Genomic DNA, 18,608 nt, shown 5'->3' with positions numbered 1-18,608 from the left:
AGGATCTTTATAAGCACTAATTCCTGTAATTTATCATGGATGAACCTTCAAAAAACAATGTCTCCAAGGTTTATTGTGAAAAATGTGATCTAGTTTTTGACTCTAGAGAACGATTTGAAAAACATCTTGACAGCCATTCATATGGTGTTCAATGTGAGGTTTGTCCAATTGATACTGCAATTGCAAAATTTGCCAGTTTGTTTAAACGAAAATCCTCTCAAAATTTGGAATAAGTTTTTTTAACTCATCTCATTTCTTCTGTACATGAATAAGAAAGGCGTGATTATAGGTGTCGTTGCTATTGCAATAATTGCTGGTGTGGCTGCATCCTTGTCTGCCACTCCTACTGAAACTGTAAATCTAGACATGACTAGAACTCATGGAACCATCTCCACTGCTATGGGGTCTCCAATCTTAGGTGATCCTTCAGCTCCTGTAACTATTGTTGAATTTGGTGATTATCAATGCCATCAATGTTACAACTGGTTCCATAATACAAAACCTGCTATAACTCGTGATTATATTGACACTGGAAAAGCAAATTTGGTTTTTGTTGACATGGCATTCTTGGGACGTGATTCAGGTCCTGCAGCTCAAGCAACTTACTGTGCTGAAGATCAAGGAATGTATTGGGAGTATCATGACATGTTGTATAATGCACAAGAATCCAAAATTGATGGTGGTTGGGCTGACACTGAAAGACTAAAGGCATTTGCATTTTCAATGGGATTAGATATGGAATTGTTTGAAAGCTGTCTTGATTCTGGAAAATATTCTAAACGAGTTCAATACAATACTCAACAAGCAAGAGACCACAATGTAAGAGGAACTCCTGGATTCTTTATCGTGGGCCCTGACGGTCAACAACAGATTGGTGGTGCACAACCATTTTCCGTCTTTAAACAAGTTCTGGATCCAATGGTATAGATGACAAATATCTTAAAACTTGTTTTTTCAAATTTCAAATACATTGGGCTTTCAATTGCAATATTTGTTCCAATGTTAATTGGATTGCTAATAATGTCTGAATATGTTTTTCTTGAACCCTATGTTGTAAGTCATCTTCCATCTGGAACTGAATTTGGTTTTGCACTAATTGTAATTTTATCTGCATTATCTGCAATAGTAATTCCAATGAATGTATTTAGAATAACACTACTTCATAACTCCAAAAAGAAGATGGGGGGTGGAATTGCCGGTTCTATAATTGGTGCAGCAGCTGGGGCCTGTAGTTGTGGCCCAATAGGATTTGCAGTAATCTCTACATTTGGCTCAGTTGGGGCAACGGCAACTGCATTTCTGACAAATTATGAAATCCCCATCCGTCTTGTTGCTATTGGAATATTGATACTGACTTATTTCACGACTGTCAAGTCACTCAAGATTGAATGTAAGATCAAATCTTGAATTGATTCACTAGAAATTACCATTTAGGCAAACGTTTTCGACCTTTGAATGTATCTTAAAGTCTGATACACTATCTATGTGACATTCATCTATGTTCCAATTAGGCCAAGTAGGAGAGATCCAGACGCCGATGAAATCGAAGATGCTGAAGATTAGCATCTTTTTCCCACTTTGATTATGAACAAATGAATTTAGAGAATTTTCAAGGTCGAGCTATTTATTTGCCTTTTTCAAGTTTAACGTAATGCAAAATTTGAATTTGATTGCTGGAATTCTGATAATTGCCAGTCCAATTCTATTTTCAATGATCGCATATCCTGATTCTGTAGCTTGGAGTTGGAATGAAGGTCGAGGTGGATATCTCTTTGCACTTGTTTTTGTTGTAGCAGAACTTATTGGTCTAAAGATTGTAATTTCAAAAAAACGATTACTTGCAGTAATTCCAATTTCTCTGCTAACAATCTCTTATCTTATATCATTAGAATATGGTTTACGAGATTATATTGTTGAATCTGCAGAACAATTCAATGTTCAATTAATCTATTCATGGACATGGATGTGGGACTTTGTTGTTATGGCAATATTCATTGTTGTTGCACTGTCTATCTTCTTTGGAAAAAGATGGATTAGAATTGCACCTGCAGGACCTATCTTCTTAACTGGTACTGCAATTATTTTGTCACTTGATGCATTCTTTCCTTATGATACGTTAGGTCCTTTACAATACATTGTACCATACTTTGTACAAGCAAATGTTTGGGTAATCACAGCACTTGAACTTGGTACTGCTGTTGCAAGAGACAATGTCATGTTCTTACGTGGTGATCATGGTTCAATGGCACTTCAAGTATTTTGGCCATCTGCTGGCGTTCACAGCATTATCATCTTCTCATTAGTCATTGGCGCATTCATGCTAAAGATGAATATTCCTCGAGCAAGAAAATCTATGTACTTTGTTTTAGGAATCATTGGAACCATCATTGTAAACTTGATTCGAATATTTTCTCTGTCTTGGTATGCCCTCAAAGTTACAACTGATCCTGTGGCTTGGGAGGAATATCATAAAATTGCAGGTGAAATCATGTTCCTGCCGTGGTTATTTGCATTTATTTTGGTAGTTATCTTAATTGAATCTCGGCGCCTCAAAAAACAAGAAGAACAAAATGGAATGTCTAAAAATAACTCGTAATGTCTCTTTGTCCTTGACTTTCTGAAAGTTCTGAAACTTTGACTCCTAATCGTCTAATAGTAATTGTTTGATTTTCTAGTGCATCTTTTAGTAATTGTTCAGCAGTTTTTTCTAATTCCTCTAAACTCATAGTTGGGTTTCTCAGCATTTTTGATTTTGTTTTGTTGGATAAATCTGACTGAACAAAGCTTATTCCAACTGATTTGAACATCTGGTTTTTCTTTTGAATTATTTCATGAACTTCTTTACATAATTCTAATGTGTTCTCTAAAAGAAATTTGTAATCTTTTGAATCTTTTTTTAGAGTTACAATTTTCCCATGTTGGATACTGGGCTCTCTTTCTTTTACTGATTCATTATCAATTCCTCTTACTGCATTGTAGATGTAAGTTCCACTTTTTCTACCAAACTCTTTATTCAAAGTAAAAACATCAAGTCTCTTCACATCTCCAATTGTTTCTAAACTCATTTCTGTAAATCTTTGTTCTGTTTTCTTTCCAATTCCTGGAATGTCTCGTATTTTTAATGAGTCTAAGAATTTATCAATTTTTTCTGGTGATACAACAGTTAATCCATCAGGTTTTTGAAAGTCTGATGCAATTTTTGAAATTAATTTATTTGGAGAGATTCCAATTGAACAACTTAGTTTTGTTTTTTCTCTTATGGAATTTTTAATTTGTTGAGCTAAATGACTTGCTTTGTGAAAATCCTCTTCTGTTCTTTTTGTTACATCCAAGTATGCCTCATCTCTTCCTACATATTCAAAAACATCTGCAAACTCCTCCATGATTTTCATTGCTTTTTCAGATATTTCAGAGTAATAATCAAAATCTACAGGCAGAAATATGGCATCTTTTCTTTCCTCTAATCTTTTTTTGGCAAATGCTATTGGTATTCCAGATTTTGCCCCATATTTTCTTGCAGTATAGTTTGCAGTTGCAATTGCTCCACTGTCCCCTCCTCTATCTGAAAAAACACATACGCAAACTGGTTTTGATTTTAATTCTGGTGATCTGATCTCTTCACACTGGGCATAAAAATAGTCAAAATCTATGTGGAAAACGATTCTTGTTTCCAATAATGTAAGAAGAACTTTAGATTATTACAATATTGTGTATTCATCTAAATACTCAGTCTAGATACTACTTTCATGGATGATTATCCTGTGTCTGTTGATGAAAATGGTGTGAAGATAAAACCTGAAAAAATGGAAACAGAAAAACTCTATCATTGTATTTTCAAAGAAAAAGCAATGTTGGTTTTCAAAGATTCTCAAGATGTGATGAACTGTTATGAAATTGAAGAAAAAAATCTTGTTGAAAAAATCAAGGAAATTAACAATGATAACGATCTGGAAAAATTATTTGATGAATATCTTAAAGGTCAAAACCTGAATAATTAAATAAAAGCGAGAGAGAATTTTCTTATTAAAGGAATAACGAATTGAGTAACAACAAAAAATCAAAAGATGCAGAAGATATTTTATCAGAATTTGACTCTAGAAATAAACCTGAACCAACACCAGAACCTGAACCAACACCAGAACCTGAACCAACACCAGAACCTGAACCAACACCAGAACCTGAACCAACACCAGAACCTGAACCAACACCAGAACCTGAACCAACACCAGAACCTGAACCAACACCAGAACCTGAACCAACACCAGAACCTGAACCAACACCAGAACCTGAACCAACACCAGAACCTGAACCAACACCAGAACCTGAACCAACACCAGAACCTGAACCAACACCAGAACCTGAACCAACACCAGAACCTGAACCAACACCAGAACCTGAACCAACACCAGAACCTGAACCAACACCAGAACCTGAACCAACACCAGAACCTGAACCAACACCAGAACCTGAACCAACACCAGAAACTCCTTCTGACAAAACAGAAATCCCGAAACCTACTGAAGAACGTGATGTGATTTTTGTTGGCACAAAACCTATCATGACTTATGTTTCTGCAACTTTAACACAACTTTCAACAAGACAAACTGTTACCATAAAAGCTAGAGGAAAAAGAATTACTCAAGCAGTTGATGTATCTCAAATGATTGTAAAAAGAATGGACTCTGTAGGATATGTGATTAGTGACGTAAGAATTTCATCTGATTCACTAACTTCTCAAGATGGTAAGCAACGAAATGTCTCTACCATGGAAATTGATATCTCAAAAGAATAAATTCAAAATCCCTCTGATAGTTCTAAGTGGAATTTTAGTTTCAATACTTGTAATATTTTTTTCTAATTCTTCTTGCGGGATTCAACATATGACAATTTTAAATGAAATTAATTCATATCAAGACACACTTGATCCAGAATTTTGTGAAGTAATTGTTGAAAAAATTGATTTGTTTAATGATTCATGTGAGCCTCAAATAGAAATTCTTGATTGTGGCTAATATTGTATTTCTTGTAAAAATGTAATCCCAAAATAAATCAACATTACACTCAATCCTATCATCAATATCTTGTAATTTTTGCTTGAAAGAATTTTGAGACTCTTTGATGCCAAAAATGAAACTCCTCCCAACCATGCAAAATCCATCCAAATATGTAATCCAAACATGATTAACATGCCTGAAAATGCCCAAATCATCATGGCATCTGAAATTAATTTGAATCCTATGGTTAACCACCAAATAATAAAAAATGGGTTTAGTCCACTTAGCAAAACACCTGTAATTAACGCGCCTTGTTTTGGATTTGTAATTGAAAATTCTTTTTCTTTAAGAACTGTTTTGATTTGTAATGCTGCAAAGACAAAAAGTGTTATTGCTCCTAAAATTGAAATGATTGCTCTAAATTCTGGAAAACTTTCTAATGAAAAAATTCCTACTCCTAACAATATGACTAATGGCAGCTCTACAATTGCATGACCTGTAGCCATTTTGATGCCTGATTTTGCACCTTCTCTTAACCCATATGATATGTTTGCTGCAAAAAGCGGCCCTGGTGCCATGACTCCTGATGCTGATATGACTATCACTAGTACTGCAAATTCAAAGAACTGTTCCATCTAATTCAATTTTTATTATTTTAATAATGAAATAAACATAGTCAATAAATCTTACATGTACATAGAATCTTTCATGTGTTTTGACTCTTCTTCAGCTTCTTTGATAACAGTTTCAGCTTTTTCTGCTTCTTGTTGTAAAGCTGGAATGTCACATGATGTACCAGGAATTAGTTTTGACATTGCCACACATAATTGTGCACTTGATTTAAAATCAGGCCCTTCTCCGTTTGTGTGAAATATAATCACGATAACATCTTGTCCTGTAACACTTGCCTCATTCAGCAACGTTCCAGGAATTCCTGGAATTGTTCCATGTTCTAAAACCTTTAGTCCTGCATTTTTTATTTTTTCTCGTGCAGAATCTGTACTTCCAATTCCAATCAACTCTTCATCTTCATTAGGAGACTTTACTGCGATACTACTTACCACTAATCCAATTTTGTGTTTTTGTGCCCACTTTAGCATTGTTTTAGCTGTAATCTTGTGTAGTGATTGATCAAGTGTAAGGTATGACAAAAACACACTGACTTTCAATTCCTCATTTACAAAAATTCTTGATGGATAGTTTGGTTTACCATCTTTAATTACGCTAATTGGTGGAAATGTATCTGAATCAATAATTCCTGCTAATTCAAATTTTGATGTGTGTACCATTGATTCTGTTGCAATTGCACTGCTAAAACCTGCTGATGGAAATCCATCAATAAGATACCCTCCTTCTAGATTAAGTGGTTTGAATTCTTTGATTCTTATTTTTGGATACATATTTTGATTTTTTCTTTTATTAGGTAATAGGTTTTGTCTAATTTTGTAGTTTTGATACTAGTGCTGCATAGATAAATGGCAAGATTGTTGTAACTTCTGCATGCAATGTTGATTGTTTTGCCTTTTGTGTGACTTTGCCCCATGAAATTGCTTCTCTAACTAATGCTCCACTGAGACTACCATCAAATTCTTGTGCAGTTGTAATGTAAAATGCATAATCTAATCCTTCTCTGTATTGATTCCACCATAATGTATGATGTTTTGAAATTCCTCCCCCAATCATGAATGCTCCTGATTTTTCAGCTTTGAAAATAAACCCTGAAAGTAAATCTGCATCGCCTGCCATGTTTAACTTAAAGTCATTATGTTTTTGTGTAAATAACCAAATTTGACTTCCTACTGCACCATCCATAATTCCTGGAACTACAACACTGATGTCATTTTTGTATGCCCAATAAAGAAATGAATCTTCTCCTAGATGTTTTCCAATCATTTTACAAATTTCGGCTGTAGTCATTTCTTTGACTCCATTTTGATATTCTTCCTCTAAGAATGCCTGCATTTTTTCTTCAATTAGTGGTCCATAACTGTCCATAGGCACAAGTACATTGCCTAATCTGTGAATGTCTTGGTCTGCAAGTTCATTGTCATCCATTGTAAATGATCCTTCTTTGTAATGTGAAAAGTGTCTTGCAATATCATGATCTAATGCACCACAAGTTGTTATTGCTACATCAAACCATTTGTTTTTGATCATATCTTTTAGAATTCCTCTCAATCCTGTGGATACTACTGCTCCTACAAATGAGATGAATCTAAGACATTGTTTGTCTGAAATCATTTCTGATAAAATTTCTACTCCTGCTGATAGGTTGACTGATTCAAATCCTCCTGATTGAGATAACTCTTCAAATATTTTTTCAATAGATGTATTAGAATCAATTTCTATGTCTTTTACAGGACGGCCTGGTTCTAACATGATCTTAATCGTCGATGTCAAGTATAAAATTCTGCCTTAATCTTGTTGTTTTTTAATTTCTCTAAGAAAACTTTAAACCCGCCCAATTACACCAATTTTCGAATGGCAGATAGAATTAAGGTAGGATTAGTAGGGATTGGTAATTGTTTTTCAGGTTTAATTCAGGGTATTGAATATTACAGAAAAAATCCTGATCAAGAAGTTACTGGAATTATTCACGATAAATTAGCTGGTTATGGTATTCATGATATTGATTTTGTTTGTGGTTTTGATGTTGGTGAAAATAAAGTTGGAAAACCTCTCCATGAAGCAATCTATGCATTTCCAAACATGGTTGACTGGATTCCAAAAGATGAATTGCCAAAAACAGATGCTAAAATTTATGAAAGTCCAATTCTAGATGGTGTTGGACTATGGGTGGAAAACAGAATCAAACCTATTGATAATCCAAAGTCTGTTGAAGAAATCACTGAAGAAGTAAAACAAGTAATCAAAGATACTGGTGTTGAAATAATTGTGTCTTATTTGCCTGTAGGTTCTGATAAAGTAACTGAATATTGGGCACAAATTTGCCTTGACACAAACACTGCATTTGTAAATTGTATTCCTTCGTTTATCGCATCTGATGAGAATTGGGCAAAGAAATTTGCTGAAAAAAATATTCCTTGTATTGGTGATGATATCAAAGGACAAGTTGGCGCAACTATTGTTCACAGAACACTAGCTAAACTATGTAATGATAGGGGAACTAAAATTGAAAAGACATACCAAATCAATGTTGGGGGTAATACTGATTTTCTAAATATGAAAGAACAAGATAGACTTGTCTCAAAGAAAATTTCAAAAACTGAAAGTGTTCAAAGTCAACTTGATGAACGATTAGATGATGATCAAATCTATGTTGGTCCTTCTGACTTTATCCCATTTTTAGGTAATACAAAACTCATGTTTATGAGAATTGAAGGACGCCAATGGGCAAACATTCCTTACAACATGGAGGTTCGTTTAGAAGTAGATGATAAAGCAAATTCTGCTGGAATTGTAATTGATGCAATTAGATTAGCAAAAATTGCACTTGATAGAGGTGTTGGCGGGCCAATTAAACCTGCAAGTGCTTATCTCATGAAACATCCAATTGAACAAACATCTGATGTTAAAGCAAAAACTGCTTGTGAAAAGTTTGTTGCAGGTGACTAATCACTGAAATTTATTAGAATCTGAAAATCTACTCTTTCTTATTGTTTCATATTTTTTAAGATCAAACTCACGTGATGCACCTTGTTCTCCGTTTAATTTAGTGATTTTTGTAGTGACTATTTTGTTATTTTGACTCAAATCTACTATCAAACTATTACCTCCAAATTTATGATTCTCTACATTGGCTGCAATAATTGGGATTCTGTTCTCTAATGCTCTTACTTGAACATACATCTCCCATGGTTCAATACCTCTTCGTACAATTCTGCTTGGAGATAGTAATGCTTGGGCCCCTTTTTTTGCTAGAGTGTTTGCTACTTTGGGAAATACCATGTCATAGCAGATAACTATGCCAAATTTGCATGCGGTTTTGAAAATTTTAGCCTCTTTTCCAGGCTTGATGTTATCTCGCTCATAATCAAATGGATGTATTTTCTCTTGTTTTCCTATGAATTCTCCTTTGGGTCCGATAATTGGTGATACAATTGATGACTTGCCTCTTATCGTTTCATAAAATGCGCCTGGAATTATGGTCATCCCAAAATCTTTGGCAATTACCTTGAATTCATCAAATTGTAAATCCCAGTTTGAAATGTGATTATTTTTTAACCATTGCTCAGGCAAGCATACGATCTCAGTCTCATTTCTGCCTAATTTTTTTAAAATTTTTGCAACATCTGAAATGGCTTTTTGATCCGTATCATATGATCTAGTTTGAATCAATCCTAATTTTGTCATACTTGTAAACTCCTTACTTGGTAATTATAAGTAGGCACAAGAGGGTTATTGTAAAATATTTTTTCTTTACCGTTACGAAAAATATCATACTAAAACAAGAAAAATTATGCAATAGTGTCAACTAAACTTGTTAAACATCGATTATCTCACCATTTGAGACAATATTGTTATTGGTTCATGTAAAAAAAGTTGAGATCTTCGGCTTCAAGTCATTTGGTTTTAAGAATACTACTGTTCAGTTTGAACCAGGACTTGTATCGATCTCAGGTCCTAATGGTTCTGGTAAAAGTAACATCTTAGATGCAATCATTTTTGCAATGGGTGAGAATAAACCAAAAGTTATGAGAGTTGATAAATTACGATCACTAATTCATGATATTGAAGGAAATAGACGTGGACCAAAAATGGCACGTTCTAGTGTACACTTTGATAATTCTGATCGAAAGATTCCTGTTGACACTGACACTGTTGAGATTACAAGAGAAATGGATGCCAATGGTGAAAACACCTACTATCTAAACAAAAAGAAAACTAATCGAAGTCACATCCTTGATTTACTTGATATGGCAAATGCTGGATTGGGCCAACTTAACGCTGTACAACAAGGAACTGTCACAAGAATTTCTGAATTCACATCTGAAGAAAAGAGAAAAACAATTGAAGATTTGATTGGGCTGTCATATTTTGATGAGAAAAAAGCAGAATCAGTAAAACAACTTGATGAGGCAGACAGGAGGTTGGAGATTGCTTTGGCAAAAATGGGTGAAATTAAGAAACGTATTGATGAACTTGAAGAAGAACGTAATCAGAAATTACGTCATGATATTCTTGAACGTGAACTAAACCGATACAAGGCAATAGCTGCTGCAAATAAACTCAAGGTCATTTCTGGTCAAAAAGAAACAAAAGACTCTACTTTACACTCCATTACTGCTGAAATCACCACTTTTGATGATGAAAGAAGTGGTTTGAGAACTGAAATCGGAACTTTGGAATCTGAAAAATCAAAACTGATGGCAGAAGCTAATGATTACACTCAAGCAAAATCTGCCCTTGATATTGAAATTGCAACTGCAATGGAACAATATGAAATTGATAACAGCGCAATATCTGCATCAAAGAAAAGAATTGAACAAATCGAATCTAGAATTCCTGAAATACAAAAAGAACTTGAAGATGTTGATAGTGCACGAAGTGATATCGACACACAGATTTTAAAAATTAAAGAATCAATTGAAGAAACTAATGTTAAGAAAAATAAAATCAATTCTGATTTAGAAATTGTTGACTCTCAAAGAAACAAAATATTGGATGAACAATCCAAAGCTGCTGCTAAAAAATCTGAAATTGATGAAAAAATTAAAACATTAACTGCTCAACTAAATGATGCAAAACTCAAACTCTCTAAACTTCAACATGAAAAAAAAGAATCAAAAATTAAAGTTGAATCAAATACTGTAAAACTTCAAGATCTTGAACATGGAATTGAAGAATTAACTTCTTCGAAATCAAAATTAGAATCAATGATTAAGAATCATAACGCAACAATCACTGAATTAAAATCCAGAATAAAAAAACTACAACTAAAAAAATCTAAAATTATTTCTGAAATGGATGAGTGGGGTGAGATTTTAGAAAAATCTAACAAAGCTGCAACGCGCTATGAATCAAAAATTAAAACTGTGAAAGGATTCATGCATGAAGATTACACTGTTGCAAAATTAAAAGAAGATGCAGAACAACTCGGCATTGAAGGACTAGTTTATGAAATGATTTCTTGGGATAAAGAATACGAGCGTTCCATAATGGCTGTAAGCTCTGATTGGATTAAAGCAATAGTTGTAAAAGACTTTGCAACACTTCTTGGAATTGCAGAGTTTGCACGCTCTAGAAAATTACCAAAACTCAAGATTATTCCTATGGATGCAATTCCTAAATTCAAACTAAAATTACCAACTGAATCAGGAGTAATAGGCGTACTTTCAGACTTTGTTCGCTGTAAACCTGCCTATTCTGAACTCAAAACCTTCCTGTTTGGCAATATCGTTCTCACAAAAACTAGAGAATCTGCATACAATGTTTCTCAATCTGGCTACAAGGCAGTTACCATGGATGGTGAATACTTTGAGGCAAAGGGCGGAACTGTTGTTATTGATATTAATTCCAAGATATCAAAACTTACCAAATTAATTTCTATGAGCAGTGATGTTGATGGATTATTCCAATCAATTAACGCTGTAAAGAAATATCTTCAGCTGAAAAAGAACTCTATTAAAAAATTAGATGACTCTATTCAATCAAATTCTGAACGACTTTCAATTTCTGAGCAGTCTTTAGCATCTACTAATGAACATTATTCTACTCTTACACCTAGAATTGAATCTTCAGTGAATATGAAAAAACAACTCACTGACAGAATTGCTGATTTGACTTCACGTGATCAAAATATTGAATCTGAAGTTCTTACAAACGAATCACATGTTGAATCATTACTAGAACGTATTTCTATTGTAGAAGACAATTATGCAAGTGGCGAGCAAGCACGTATTGCAAACGAATTATCTAGAATCAATGTAAAAAAAGCAGAAGTTGAGAAATTATACACCACCATTACAAATGAATATCGTGACAAATCTTCACAACTAACAACATTAGAAACTCAAGATAACCGTGAAAAATCACAATCTAACCGTCTTCACGATGAAGAGCGTTCATTGAATTTAGAAAAAGAAGAATTACAAACAAAAATCAATGAATTAGAAACCCAAAAAGAATCAAAGAATGAAGTTCTTGTTAAATTAAGAGAAAAAGAGCAAGAACTTATTGAGACATCTGGTTCCTCAATTGGTCAACTCAAAGAATTTGATGATAAACTAAAAGTTTTGTCTGAAAAAGACCGTGAATTAACTAAACAAATCAACACTTTGGAAAGACAATCTGATTCTTTGAATAGAGATCTGCATGATTTGATAGAAAATGAGACTAAATTACAACAAATTCTCTCTGCATTTGGCTTTGATAAGGACATGGAGACATTTGATGTAGAATCAATTGTTCAAGGATTATCTGCAGAACTAGCTTCACTTAATGCACTAAATGCAAAAGCTCCTGAAACATATCTTGAAGTTTCTTATGGCTATCGTTCAATGTCCACTAGAAAGAATTCTCTTGAAGAAGAAAGAAACTCTATAGTAAAATTCATTGAAGATATTGAAAAAGACAAACGTCAGACATTCTTGGATGCATTTGACAAGGTCGATAAAGAAATCAAATTAATTTTCAACAAGATGACTGGCGGAAATGCTTGGTTAGAATTACAAAATGAAGATGATATATTTAATTCTGGAATTTCTTACTTGATACAATTTCCAAACAAACCAAAAAGAGAATCTACTTCCATTAGTGGTGGTGAGAAAACATTAGCTGCAATTGTATTTGTACTTGCTTTACAAAAACTAAAACCCTCTCCATTTTATTTGTTTGATGAAGTAGACGCACATCTTGATGCCCCAAACTCTGAGAGATTATCAAACATTTTAGAAGAACGTGCAAAAGAAAGTCAATTCATTATGGTTTCTCTAAAAGACTCTGTAGTTCAAAAAGCAAAACTGATCTATGGTGTTTTCCCAAAAAATGGTGTGTCTAATGTTGTTACTTACAAAGACAAACGCATGCCTTCAGTTAGAACATCTTAGTTAATTTCTACATGACACGCTGAAAAGTGCTCATCATCAATTTTTTCAAACTCTGGCTCTGTCTCACATTTGTCAATTACATATGGACATCTATTTCTGAATCTACAACCTTGAAGGATGTCTGTATCTGATGGCTCATTGATTCTGATTTGTTTTTCTTTGTGTAGGTTGTCTGGATTTGGCTCTGATATTGCATCAATTAATGCCTGTGTGTATGGGTGTTTTGGACTAAGAAGAACCTGATCAATGGGTCCTATCTCTACAATTTTACCTAAATACAAAATTCCTATCCTTTGACCAAAATACCTTGCAGTTGCCAAATCATGTGTGATGTAGATAAATGAAATATTGTATTTTTTTTGTAATTCCTGCATCAATTCTAGCATTTCAGCTCTTATTGATACATCAAGCATTGAAACTGGCTCATCAGCTAAAATCACTTTTGGTTTTAGTGATAATGCTCTTGCCAAAACAACTCTTTGTCTTTGACCCCCAGATAACATGTGTGGATATTTTTTAATTACTTCTTCAGCTGGTTCTAGTTTAACTTCGTGTAGTACCTCAATTACTCTTTTTCTTCTTTCATCCTTGTCTCCAATATTGTGAATCTCTAGTGGCTCTGAAACAATATCTCCAATTTTCATTCTTGGGTTTATCGAATCATATGGATCCTGATGAATCATCTGACACCCCATTCTAATTTTTTGCAAATTTTCAGAATGATTGTCAATCTCTTGATTTTCAAAAAATATTTTCCCCGAGTCTGGTTGTATTGATCTTAAAATTAGTTTTGCAATAGTTGATTTGCCTGAACCTGATTCACCTGCCAACACAAACACTTCTCCTTTTTTTACAGAAAAAGAAATGTCATCAGTTGCTCTTACTGTGTCAGATTCTTTTCCAAATATTCCTTTTTTGGTAAAATATTTTTTCAAATGTTCTATTTTGAGAATTTCATCCAACAAATATTATTGAATTTAGAAGTATATCAAGAGATATAGTTTATGCGTAAAGAATTGGGTTAAGGCTTTTATGCCCTATAATGGTGATTTTAATACTTGAATAATACTGTACAGAAAAACAAAGAATACAAGAAATTCACTGTTGATTCTAGATTACAATATTTCAAACCTCATGCTACAAAAATTGAAAAGACATTTGCCGAAGAAATCTCTTCTAGCCTTGGAACAAACTCTAAATCCATTCATCCCAAATTTTTCTATGACAAAAAAGGCTCTGATTTATTTGAAAAAATTTGTTCTGTTTCTGAATACTATCCTACCCGAACAGAAATTTCTATTCTGAAAAAACTCCAGAATGAATTATCTTCATTTTTAGATGAAGACTATAGATTGGTAGAATTAGGCAGTGGTTCTTCGACCAAGACGCGATTAATCCTGGATTTTTTGACATCTTCTCAAAAATTTACAGAATATTTCCCAATAGATATCTCTGAAATTCTTACAGAAAGTTCTGAAGAATTACTTGATCATTACAAAAATCTCACAATTACTGGCATCATTGATACCTATGAAGGTGGCCTAGAGTTTTTGAAGACATATGATGATAAAAACAATCTCATCCTATTTCTGGGCTCTAGTTTTGGTAATTTTTCACCAATTGATGGTTACAAGTTTTTGGAAAAAGTTTACGCTACTATGAAACCCGGTGATCTATTTTTGATTGGACTTGATCTTGTAAAAGACAAAACAATTCTAGAATCTGCCTATAATGATTCTAAAGGTATAACTGCTAAATTCAATCTTAATGTTCTATCTAGAATTAATGACGAACTTGATGCTGATTTTAATCTCAAAAACTTTTCACATCATGCAATTTACAATGAAAAAGATCAGAGAATTGAAATGTATTTGAAGTCTCTAGTTGATCAGTCAGTAATTGTTTCAAAATCTGATTTGGAATTAAAATTGCAAAAAGATGAATTGATTCATACTGAATATTCTCATAAATATCGTATATCTCAAATTCATGATCTTCTTGATGATGTTGGTTTTGAATTAAAACACACATGGTTTGATGATAAAAAATATTTTTCATTAACTTTGGTATCAAAAATTTAAAAAAATCTTCAAAACTTGTGCCTAAAAACAATCAAATTTCTATGGAATTTAGTAGGGTGTTCCTTGCTCTCTTTGATTCTTTAATGATTTTAGATACCACTCAAACTCATCTAGAAAACGTTCAATTCTTTTTTCATATTCTTGATGCAAAAGATTCCCCGATTCATCAAATGCTTCATGCACTTTAGAAATTTGAAGCGAAGATGGGATTGACGGTGAGCCTAATTCTGCAAAAATTTGTCGTAGATGCTGTGCTGCATTAACTCCTCCAAAGGAGCCTACTGAATAAGACACTATGGCAGAGGGCTTAAAAAAATACTCTTCAAGACAGTAATCTAATGTATTTTTCAAAGCAGCTGATATTGTGCGATTGTATTCTGGTGTAATTGGCACATACCCATCAGCAGAAATTATCATGTCGTGTAATTTTTGAAATTTAGGTTCAGGATTTTTCATTTCTTTATACATTCTATCTACAATTGGTAAATCCAATTCCATTGGGTCAACTAATGATACTTTATGCCCTCTATCTTGAATTTTTTTTGTGACATATTGGCCAACTTTTGCACCATTCCTGTCACTTCTTACTGAACCTAAGATTACTGCTACATTCATACCCAAAAAACTTTCAAGTGATGTCATAAAGTTTTCTCCAAAACTGCGTAAATTTCCCACGAAGGTGCTTTTTGGGTTAATCTAATTGATCAAAAGGGCGACGTTTTTTTTCTTTTTATTTATTAAAAATATGTGTAAATTCATGGTATATTGACCACGAATTTTGTTTTAGGCATACTGTTGATTGGTATGATTGCAATAATACCAACTGCATATGCTGATGTAGAGTTTTCCTTCAAATTTGGAACACTTGGGTCTGATGATGATGAATTAGATAATCCTACTGATGTTGTGATAAAAAGTAACGGTAGAGAAATCTATGTTGTAGATAATGACAATAATAGAATTAATGTATTTGATGATGATGGTGATGCTGATTTTATGTATGGTACGTTTTGTAATGTTGCACAAATCCAAGATTGTAATGATGATGCTGATGGTGCAGAAGAAGATGGAGATGGACAGTTTAACGCCCCACTTTACATTGCAATGGATGCATTAGGGAAATTCTTTATTGTAGATTCTGAAAATGAACGAGTTCAAATTTTTGATGATGATGGAGAGTTTCAATTCAAGCTTGGTTCGTCTAACAGTGGTAATGATGATTATCTTGGTGGTGCACAAGGAATAGTTATTCAAGACTCTTCAAGAAAGATATTTGTTTCAAACGCTGAAAATGACTCTATCTCTGTTTTTGGTTCTACAGGTAATTTTCTTTTTGATTTTGATTTATTTGATGGTAATGATGATTTTACAAACCCTAGTGAAATGATAATCGACAATTCCGATGAACTTTTGTATGTTGCAGATTCTGGAAATGATCGAATTGTTATTTTTGAAATTGTTGATGGCACTACATGTCCTAGTGACACAATTGAATCTGTAGATGGAATATGTTTTGTTAAAGAATTTGGTTCTTCTGGAGATGATGAGGGCGAATTTGATGATCCATCTGGACTGGCATTTGACTCTGAAAATAATTTATTGTATGTTGCAGATTCTGATAATGATAGAATTCAAATCTTTGAAATTGTTGATGACACTACATGTCCTAGTGATACCGAAGAAGTTGTAGATGGTGTGTGTTATGTTGATGAATTTGGTTCTCTAGGAACTGCTGATGGTCAATTTGATTCTCCACAAGGAATTGCCATTGATACTTCTAATGACTTGTTATATGTGGCAGATTCAAAAAACGATCGAATTCAAGTCTTTGACTTAAATTCTGAACCTGCTGTACAAACTCCTGAAAAACCGGTAAATGTTGATGCGTCTCCTGTATCTCCCACATCTATTATTTTGACCTGGGATGAACCTGAACAACATGAAACTATCCCAAAAATTACTGGATACAAGATTGAGTATAGGGTAGGTTCTGAAAACTATATTGCGATAACTCCTGATACCTCTAGCACTGTAACTTCATTTGTGCATAATGGATTATCTGAAGATGAAACTTACAGTTATCGTGTTTATTCTATAAACTCTGTGGGTACTAGCAGTGTATCATCAATTACTACTGTTAAACCTGAATCTACAACTACTCCTGTAGCATTAACTGCATCTGCAATTTCCCCTAATCAGATAAAACTTTCATGGTTGGCTCCATCTGAAACCTTCCAACAATCAATTAGTGGTTATAACATAAAGCGCGTACTTACTCCTGGTGTTTATGATGATGTTGGAAGTACTAATGGACAGACTAGAACATTTATTGTTTCCAATTTAGCAACTGACAAAACTTACACATATACAGTTTCTGCAAACATTGGATTTGGTCAAACAGGAGAATCAAACACCGCATCTGCAACACCTCGAACTGATTCTACTGATACAACTGAAGAGCCACTAGTTTCAACGTCTGTAGATGTGACTGTTCCTTCATCCCCAATCAAATTAACTGCATCCACCAAAACCCCCACTTCTATAACTCTTACATGGGATGCGCCTAGTGATGATGGCAATTCTGAAATCACTGGATACAAAATTGAAGCGAAAAAAGACAACGGCTCTTTTAGCACTGTAGTTGAAGACACACAAAACTCTTCTAAGACATATACTCACTCTGGACTTGTAGAGAATTCAAAATATGCCTATAGAGTTTCAGCAATAAATTCAGTTGGCGTTAGTGGACCTTCAAATGAATCCTCTGCAACTGCAAAGATTACTGGTCTTGAACTTAGCCCTCTAGGCAAATTAACAATTAATGAAGGACAACTATTGTCATTTACAGTTAAACTAACTGATAATACAATCAAAGATCCTGTATTTAGTCTGAAGGATGCTCCTTCTGGTGCAAAAATAATCTCAAACACTGGAGCATTTGCCTGGACTCCATCATCTTCTGATGGTGGTAAGACATACAATATTGTAGTTGAAGTTAGGAAAAACGAGTTATTTGATTCTCAGACATTGGAAATTAAGGTAAATGACTCTCTTACTAGTTCTGAATCTATATCCGAACCCATTTCTGAACCTGTAAATACAGAACCACAGGAATTACAGATTCCTGCATCCTTTGTTGATGAAACAAAAGATCCTCAAAGCTATGTAGATAGATACAATGATGAGGAAAGTTACAAAAAATGGTTTGATGACAATTATTCAGAATATGATTCAATTTATCATGCAGTTGGAATAGATGAGCCTCCACAAGTACCTGCTGACTTTGTTGATGAAACAATGGATCCATATTACTATGTGGCTCGTTACAACATTGATCCGAAATACAAACAATGGTTCGATGAAAAATATGTGCAATATTCTTCAATAGAACAAGCAGTTGATTTTCATGATTCTGGAAAACCCCAAAAAGTTTATGGTTTTTGTGGTACTGGTACTACACTAATTGATGGTGTGTGTACTGTTATCAAAACTAAAGAATAACCTTCTAATGAATTCTTTGATAA

18 protein-coding genes are annotated in these 18,608 nt (G+C 33.7%); 11 read left to right on the top strand and 7 right to left on the bottom strand.

Going from position 1 to position 18,608, the window contains the following annotated elements; genetic code table 11:
• Positions 1–35 precede the first annotated feature (35 nt).
• The 4 genes from ACQY22_RS09415 (at position 36) to artG (ending at position 2,596) form a co-directional block, all read left to right on the top strand.
• A complete protein-coding gene (locus ACQY22_RS09415; protein WP_428324429.1) occupies positions 36–233 on the top strand; it encodes a hypothetical protein in 198 nt (65 codons plus the stop codon).
• Positions 234–264: 31 nt separating this feature from the next.
• Positions 265–927: a DsbA family protein gene (locus tag ACQY22_RS09410; RefSeq protein ID WP_428324428.1), complete on the top strand. Its 663-nt coding sequence runs from the start codon at positions 265–267 to the stop codon at positions 925–927.
• Positions 928–1,407, top strand: a complete 480-nt coding sequence (locus tag ACQY22_RS09405; RefSeq protein WP_428324427.1) for a hypothetical protein — start codon at positions 928–930, stop codon at positions 1,405–1,407.
• 244 nt (positions 1,408–1,651) lie between these two features.
• A complete protein-coding gene (gene artG, locus ACQY22_RS09400; RefSeq protein WP_428324426.1) occupies positions 1,652–2,596 on the top strand; it encodes a thaumarchaeosortase in 945 nt (314 codons plus the stop codon).
• On the opposite strand, the gene dinB is transcribed toward artG, so the two are convergent.
• A complete protein-coding gene (dinB, locus tag ACQY22_RS09395; RefSeq protein ID WP_428324425.1) occupies positions 2,580–3,674 on the bottom strand; it encodes a DNA polymerase IV in 1,095 nt (364 codons plus the stop codon). The two genes, artG and dinB, sit on opposite strands and share 17 nt — an antisense overlap.
• Before the next feature lie 72 nt (positions 3,675–3,746).
• Between dinB and ACQY22_RS09390 the strand changes: the two genes are divergently transcribed.
• The 3 genes from ACQY22_RS09390 (at position 3,747) to ACQY22_RS09380 (ending at position 5,012) form a co-directional block, all read left to right on the top strand.
• Positions 3,747–3,998 carry a hypothetical protein gene (locus tag ACQY22_RS09390; RefSeq protein WP_428324424.1) on the top strand — a complete coding sequence of 84 codons (252 nt, stop codon included), beginning with the start codon at positions 3,747–3,749 and terminating at the stop codon, positions 3,996–3,998.
• Positions 3,999–4,039: 41 nt separating this feature from the next.
• Positions 4,040–4,792 carry a DNA-binding protein gene (locus tag ACQY22_RS09385; RefSeq protein WP_428324423.1) on the top strand — a complete coding sequence of 251 codons (753 nt, stop codon included), beginning with the start codon at positions 4,040–4,042 and terminating at the stop codon, positions 4,790–4,792.
• A gap of 88 nt (positions 4,793–4,880) precedes the next feature.
• Positions 4,881–5,012, top strand: a complete 132-nt coding sequence (locus ACQY22_RS09380) for a hypothetical protein (RefSeq protein ID WP_428324422.1) — start codon at positions 4,881–4,883, stop codon at positions 5,010–5,012.
• Here the strand turns inward: ACQY22_RS09380 and ACQY22_RS09375 are convergent.
• Genes ACQY22_RS09375 through ACQY22_RS09365 form a run of 3 tightly spaced genes read right to left on the bottom strand, consistent with a single transcriptional unit; the run spans position 5,009 to position 7,373 of the window.
• Positions 5,009–5,629: a LysE family transporter gene (locus ACQY22_RS09375; protein WP_428324421.1), complete on the bottom strand. Its 621-nt coding sequence runs from the start codon at positions 5,627–5,629 to the stop codon at positions 5,009–5,011. The genes ACQY22_RS09380 and ACQY22_RS09375 overlap by 4 nt on opposite strands.
• Before the next feature lie 51 nt (positions 5,630–5,680).
• The gene (locus tag ACQY22_RS09370; RefSeq protein WP_428324420.1) at positions 5,681–6,394 is read right to left on the bottom strand and encodes a proteasome assembly chaperone family protein; all 714 of its coding nucleotides are present in this window, start codon (positions 6,392–6,394) and stop codon (positions 5,681–5,683) included.
• Between the two features lie 37 nt (positions 6,395–6,431).
• Complete coding sequence (locus tag ACQY22_RS09365; RefSeq protein WP_428324419.1) at positions 6,432–7,373, bottom strand: deoxyhypusine synthase; 942 nt, start codon at positions 7,371–7,373, stop codon at positions 6,432–6,434.
• Positions 7,374–7,475: 102 nt separating this feature from the next.
• Between ACQY22_RS09365 and ACQY22_RS09360 the strand changes: the two genes are divergently transcribed.
• The gene (locus ACQY22_RS09360) at positions 7,476–8,570 is read left to right on the top strand and encodes an inositol-3-phosphate synthase (RefSeq protein ID WP_428324418.1); all 1,095 of its coding nucleotides are present in this window, start codon (positions 7,476–7,478) and stop codon (positions 8,568–8,570) included.
• Here ACQY22_RS09360 and ACQY22_RS09355 read toward each other — a convergent pair whose 3' ends face one another.
• The gene (locus ACQY22_RS09355; protein ID WP_428324417.1) at positions 8,571–9,308 is read right to left on the bottom strand and encodes a carbon-nitrogen hydrolase family protein; all 738 of its coding nucleotides are present in this window, start codon (positions 9,306–9,308) and stop codon (positions 8,571–8,573) included.
• 170 nt (positions 9,309–9,478) lie between these two features.
• On the opposite strand from ACQY22_RS09355, the gene ACQY22_RS09350 reads away from it, so the two are divergent.
• On the top strand, positions 9,479–13,003 hold the full coding sequence (locus ACQY22_RS09350; RefSeq protein WP_428324416.1) for an AAA family ATPase: 3,525 nt from the start codon (positions 9,479–9,481) through the stop codon (positions 13,001–13,003).
• Here the strand turns inward: ACQY22_RS09350 and ACQY22_RS09345 are convergent.
• A complete protein-coding gene (locus ACQY22_RS09345) occupies positions 13,000–13,965 on the bottom strand; it encodes an ABC transporter ATP-binding protein (RefSeq protein ID WP_428324415.1) in 966 nt (321 codons plus the stop codon). The genes ACQY22_RS09350 and ACQY22_RS09345 overlap by 4 nt on opposite strands.
• 96 nt (positions 13,966–14,061) lie before the next feature.
• Between ACQY22_RS09345 and egtD the strand changes: the two genes are divergently transcribed.
• On the top strand, positions 14,062–15,084 hold the full coding sequence (gene egtD, locus ACQY22_RS09340; protein WP_428324414.1) for an L-histidine N(alpha)-methyltransferase: 1,023 nt from the start codon (positions 14,062–14,064) through the stop codon (positions 15,082–15,084).
• Positions 15,085–15,132: 48 nt separating this feature from the next.
• Here the strand turns inward: egtD and ACQY22_RS09335 are convergent, their stop codons facing one another.
• Positions 15,133–15,726 (bottom strand): NADPH-dependent FMN reductase, encoded by a 594-nt coding sequence (locus ACQY22_RS09335; protein WP_428324413.1) that lies wholly within the window; start codon positions 15,724–15,726, stop codon positions 15,133–15,135.
• Between the two features lie 162 nt (positions 15,727–15,888).
• Between ACQY22_RS09335 and ACQY22_RS09330 the strand changes: the two genes are divergently transcribed.
• Entirely contained in the window at positions 15,889–18,585 is a 2,697-nt protein-coding gene (locus tag ACQY22_RS09330) for a fibronectin type III domain-containing protein (protein WP_428324412.1), read from the top strand.
• The last annotated feature ends 23 nt before the right edge of the window (positions 18,586–18,608 follow it).

Origin of the sequence: Candidatus Nitrosopumilus sp., from assembly GCF_965263415.1 — an archaeon.
In the GTDB taxonomy this organism is placed as follows: Archaea; Thermoproteota; Nitrososphaeria; order Nitrososphaerales; family Nitrosopumilaceae; genus Nitrosopumilus.
This window is presented reverse-complemented; position numbering and strand designations above follow the sequence as displayed.

Excerpts from the sequence above, each read along its gene's own strand:
- ACQY22_RS09415 (WP_428324429.1), top strand. The coding sequence starts at position 36 with ATGGATGAACCTTCAAAAAACAATGTCTCCAAGGTTTATTGTGAAAAA.
- ACQY22_RS09410 (WP_428324428.1), top strand. The coding sequence starts at position 265 with ATGAATAAGAAAGGCGTGATTATAGGTGTCGTTGCTATTGCAATAATT.
- ACQY22_RS09405 (WP_428324427.1), top strand. The coding sequence starts at position 928 with ATGACAAATATCTTAAAACTTGTTTTTTCAAATTTCAAATACATTGGG.
- artG (WP_428324426.1), top strand. The coding sequence starts at position 1,652 with ATGCAAAATTTGAATTTGATTGCTGGAATTCTGATAATTGCCAGTCCA.
- ACQY22_RS09390 (WP_428324424.1), top strand. The coding sequence starts at position 3,747 with ATGGATGATTATCCTGTGTCTGTTGATGAAAATGGTGTGAAGATAAAA.
- ACQY22_RS09380 (WP_428324422.1), top strand. The coding sequence starts at position 4,881 with ATGACAATTTTAAATGAAATTAATTCATATCAAGACACACTTGATCCA.
- ACQY22_RS09375 (WP_428324421.1), bottom strand. The coding sequence starts at position 5,629 with ATGGAACAGTTCTTTGAATTTGCAGTACTAGTGATAGTCATATCAGCA.
- ACQY22_RS09370 (WP_428324420.1), bottom strand. The coding sequence starts at position 6,394 with ATGTATCCAAAAATAAGAATCAAAGAATTCAAACCACTTAATCTAGAA.
- ACQY22_RS09365 (WP_428324419.1), bottom strand. The coding sequence starts at position 7,373 with ATGTTAGAACCAGGCCGTCCTGTAAAAGACATAGAAATTGATTCTAAT.
- ACQY22_RS09360 (WP_428324418.1), top strand. The coding sequence starts at position 7,476 with ATGGCAGATAGAATTAAGGTAGGATTAGTAGGGATTGGTAATTGTTTT.
- ACQY22_RS09355 (WP_428324417.1), bottom strand. The coding sequence starts at position 9,308 with ATGACAAAATTAGGATTGATTCAAACTAGATCATATGATACGGATCAA.
- ACQY22_RS09335 (WP_428324413.1), bottom strand. The coding sequence starts at position 15,726 with ATGACATCACTTGAAAGTTTTTTGGGTATGAATGTAGCAGTAATCTTA.
- ACQY22_RS09330 (WP_428324412.1), top strand. The coding sequence starts at position 15,889 with ATGATTGCAATAATACCAACTGCATATGCTGATGTAGAGTTTTCCTTC.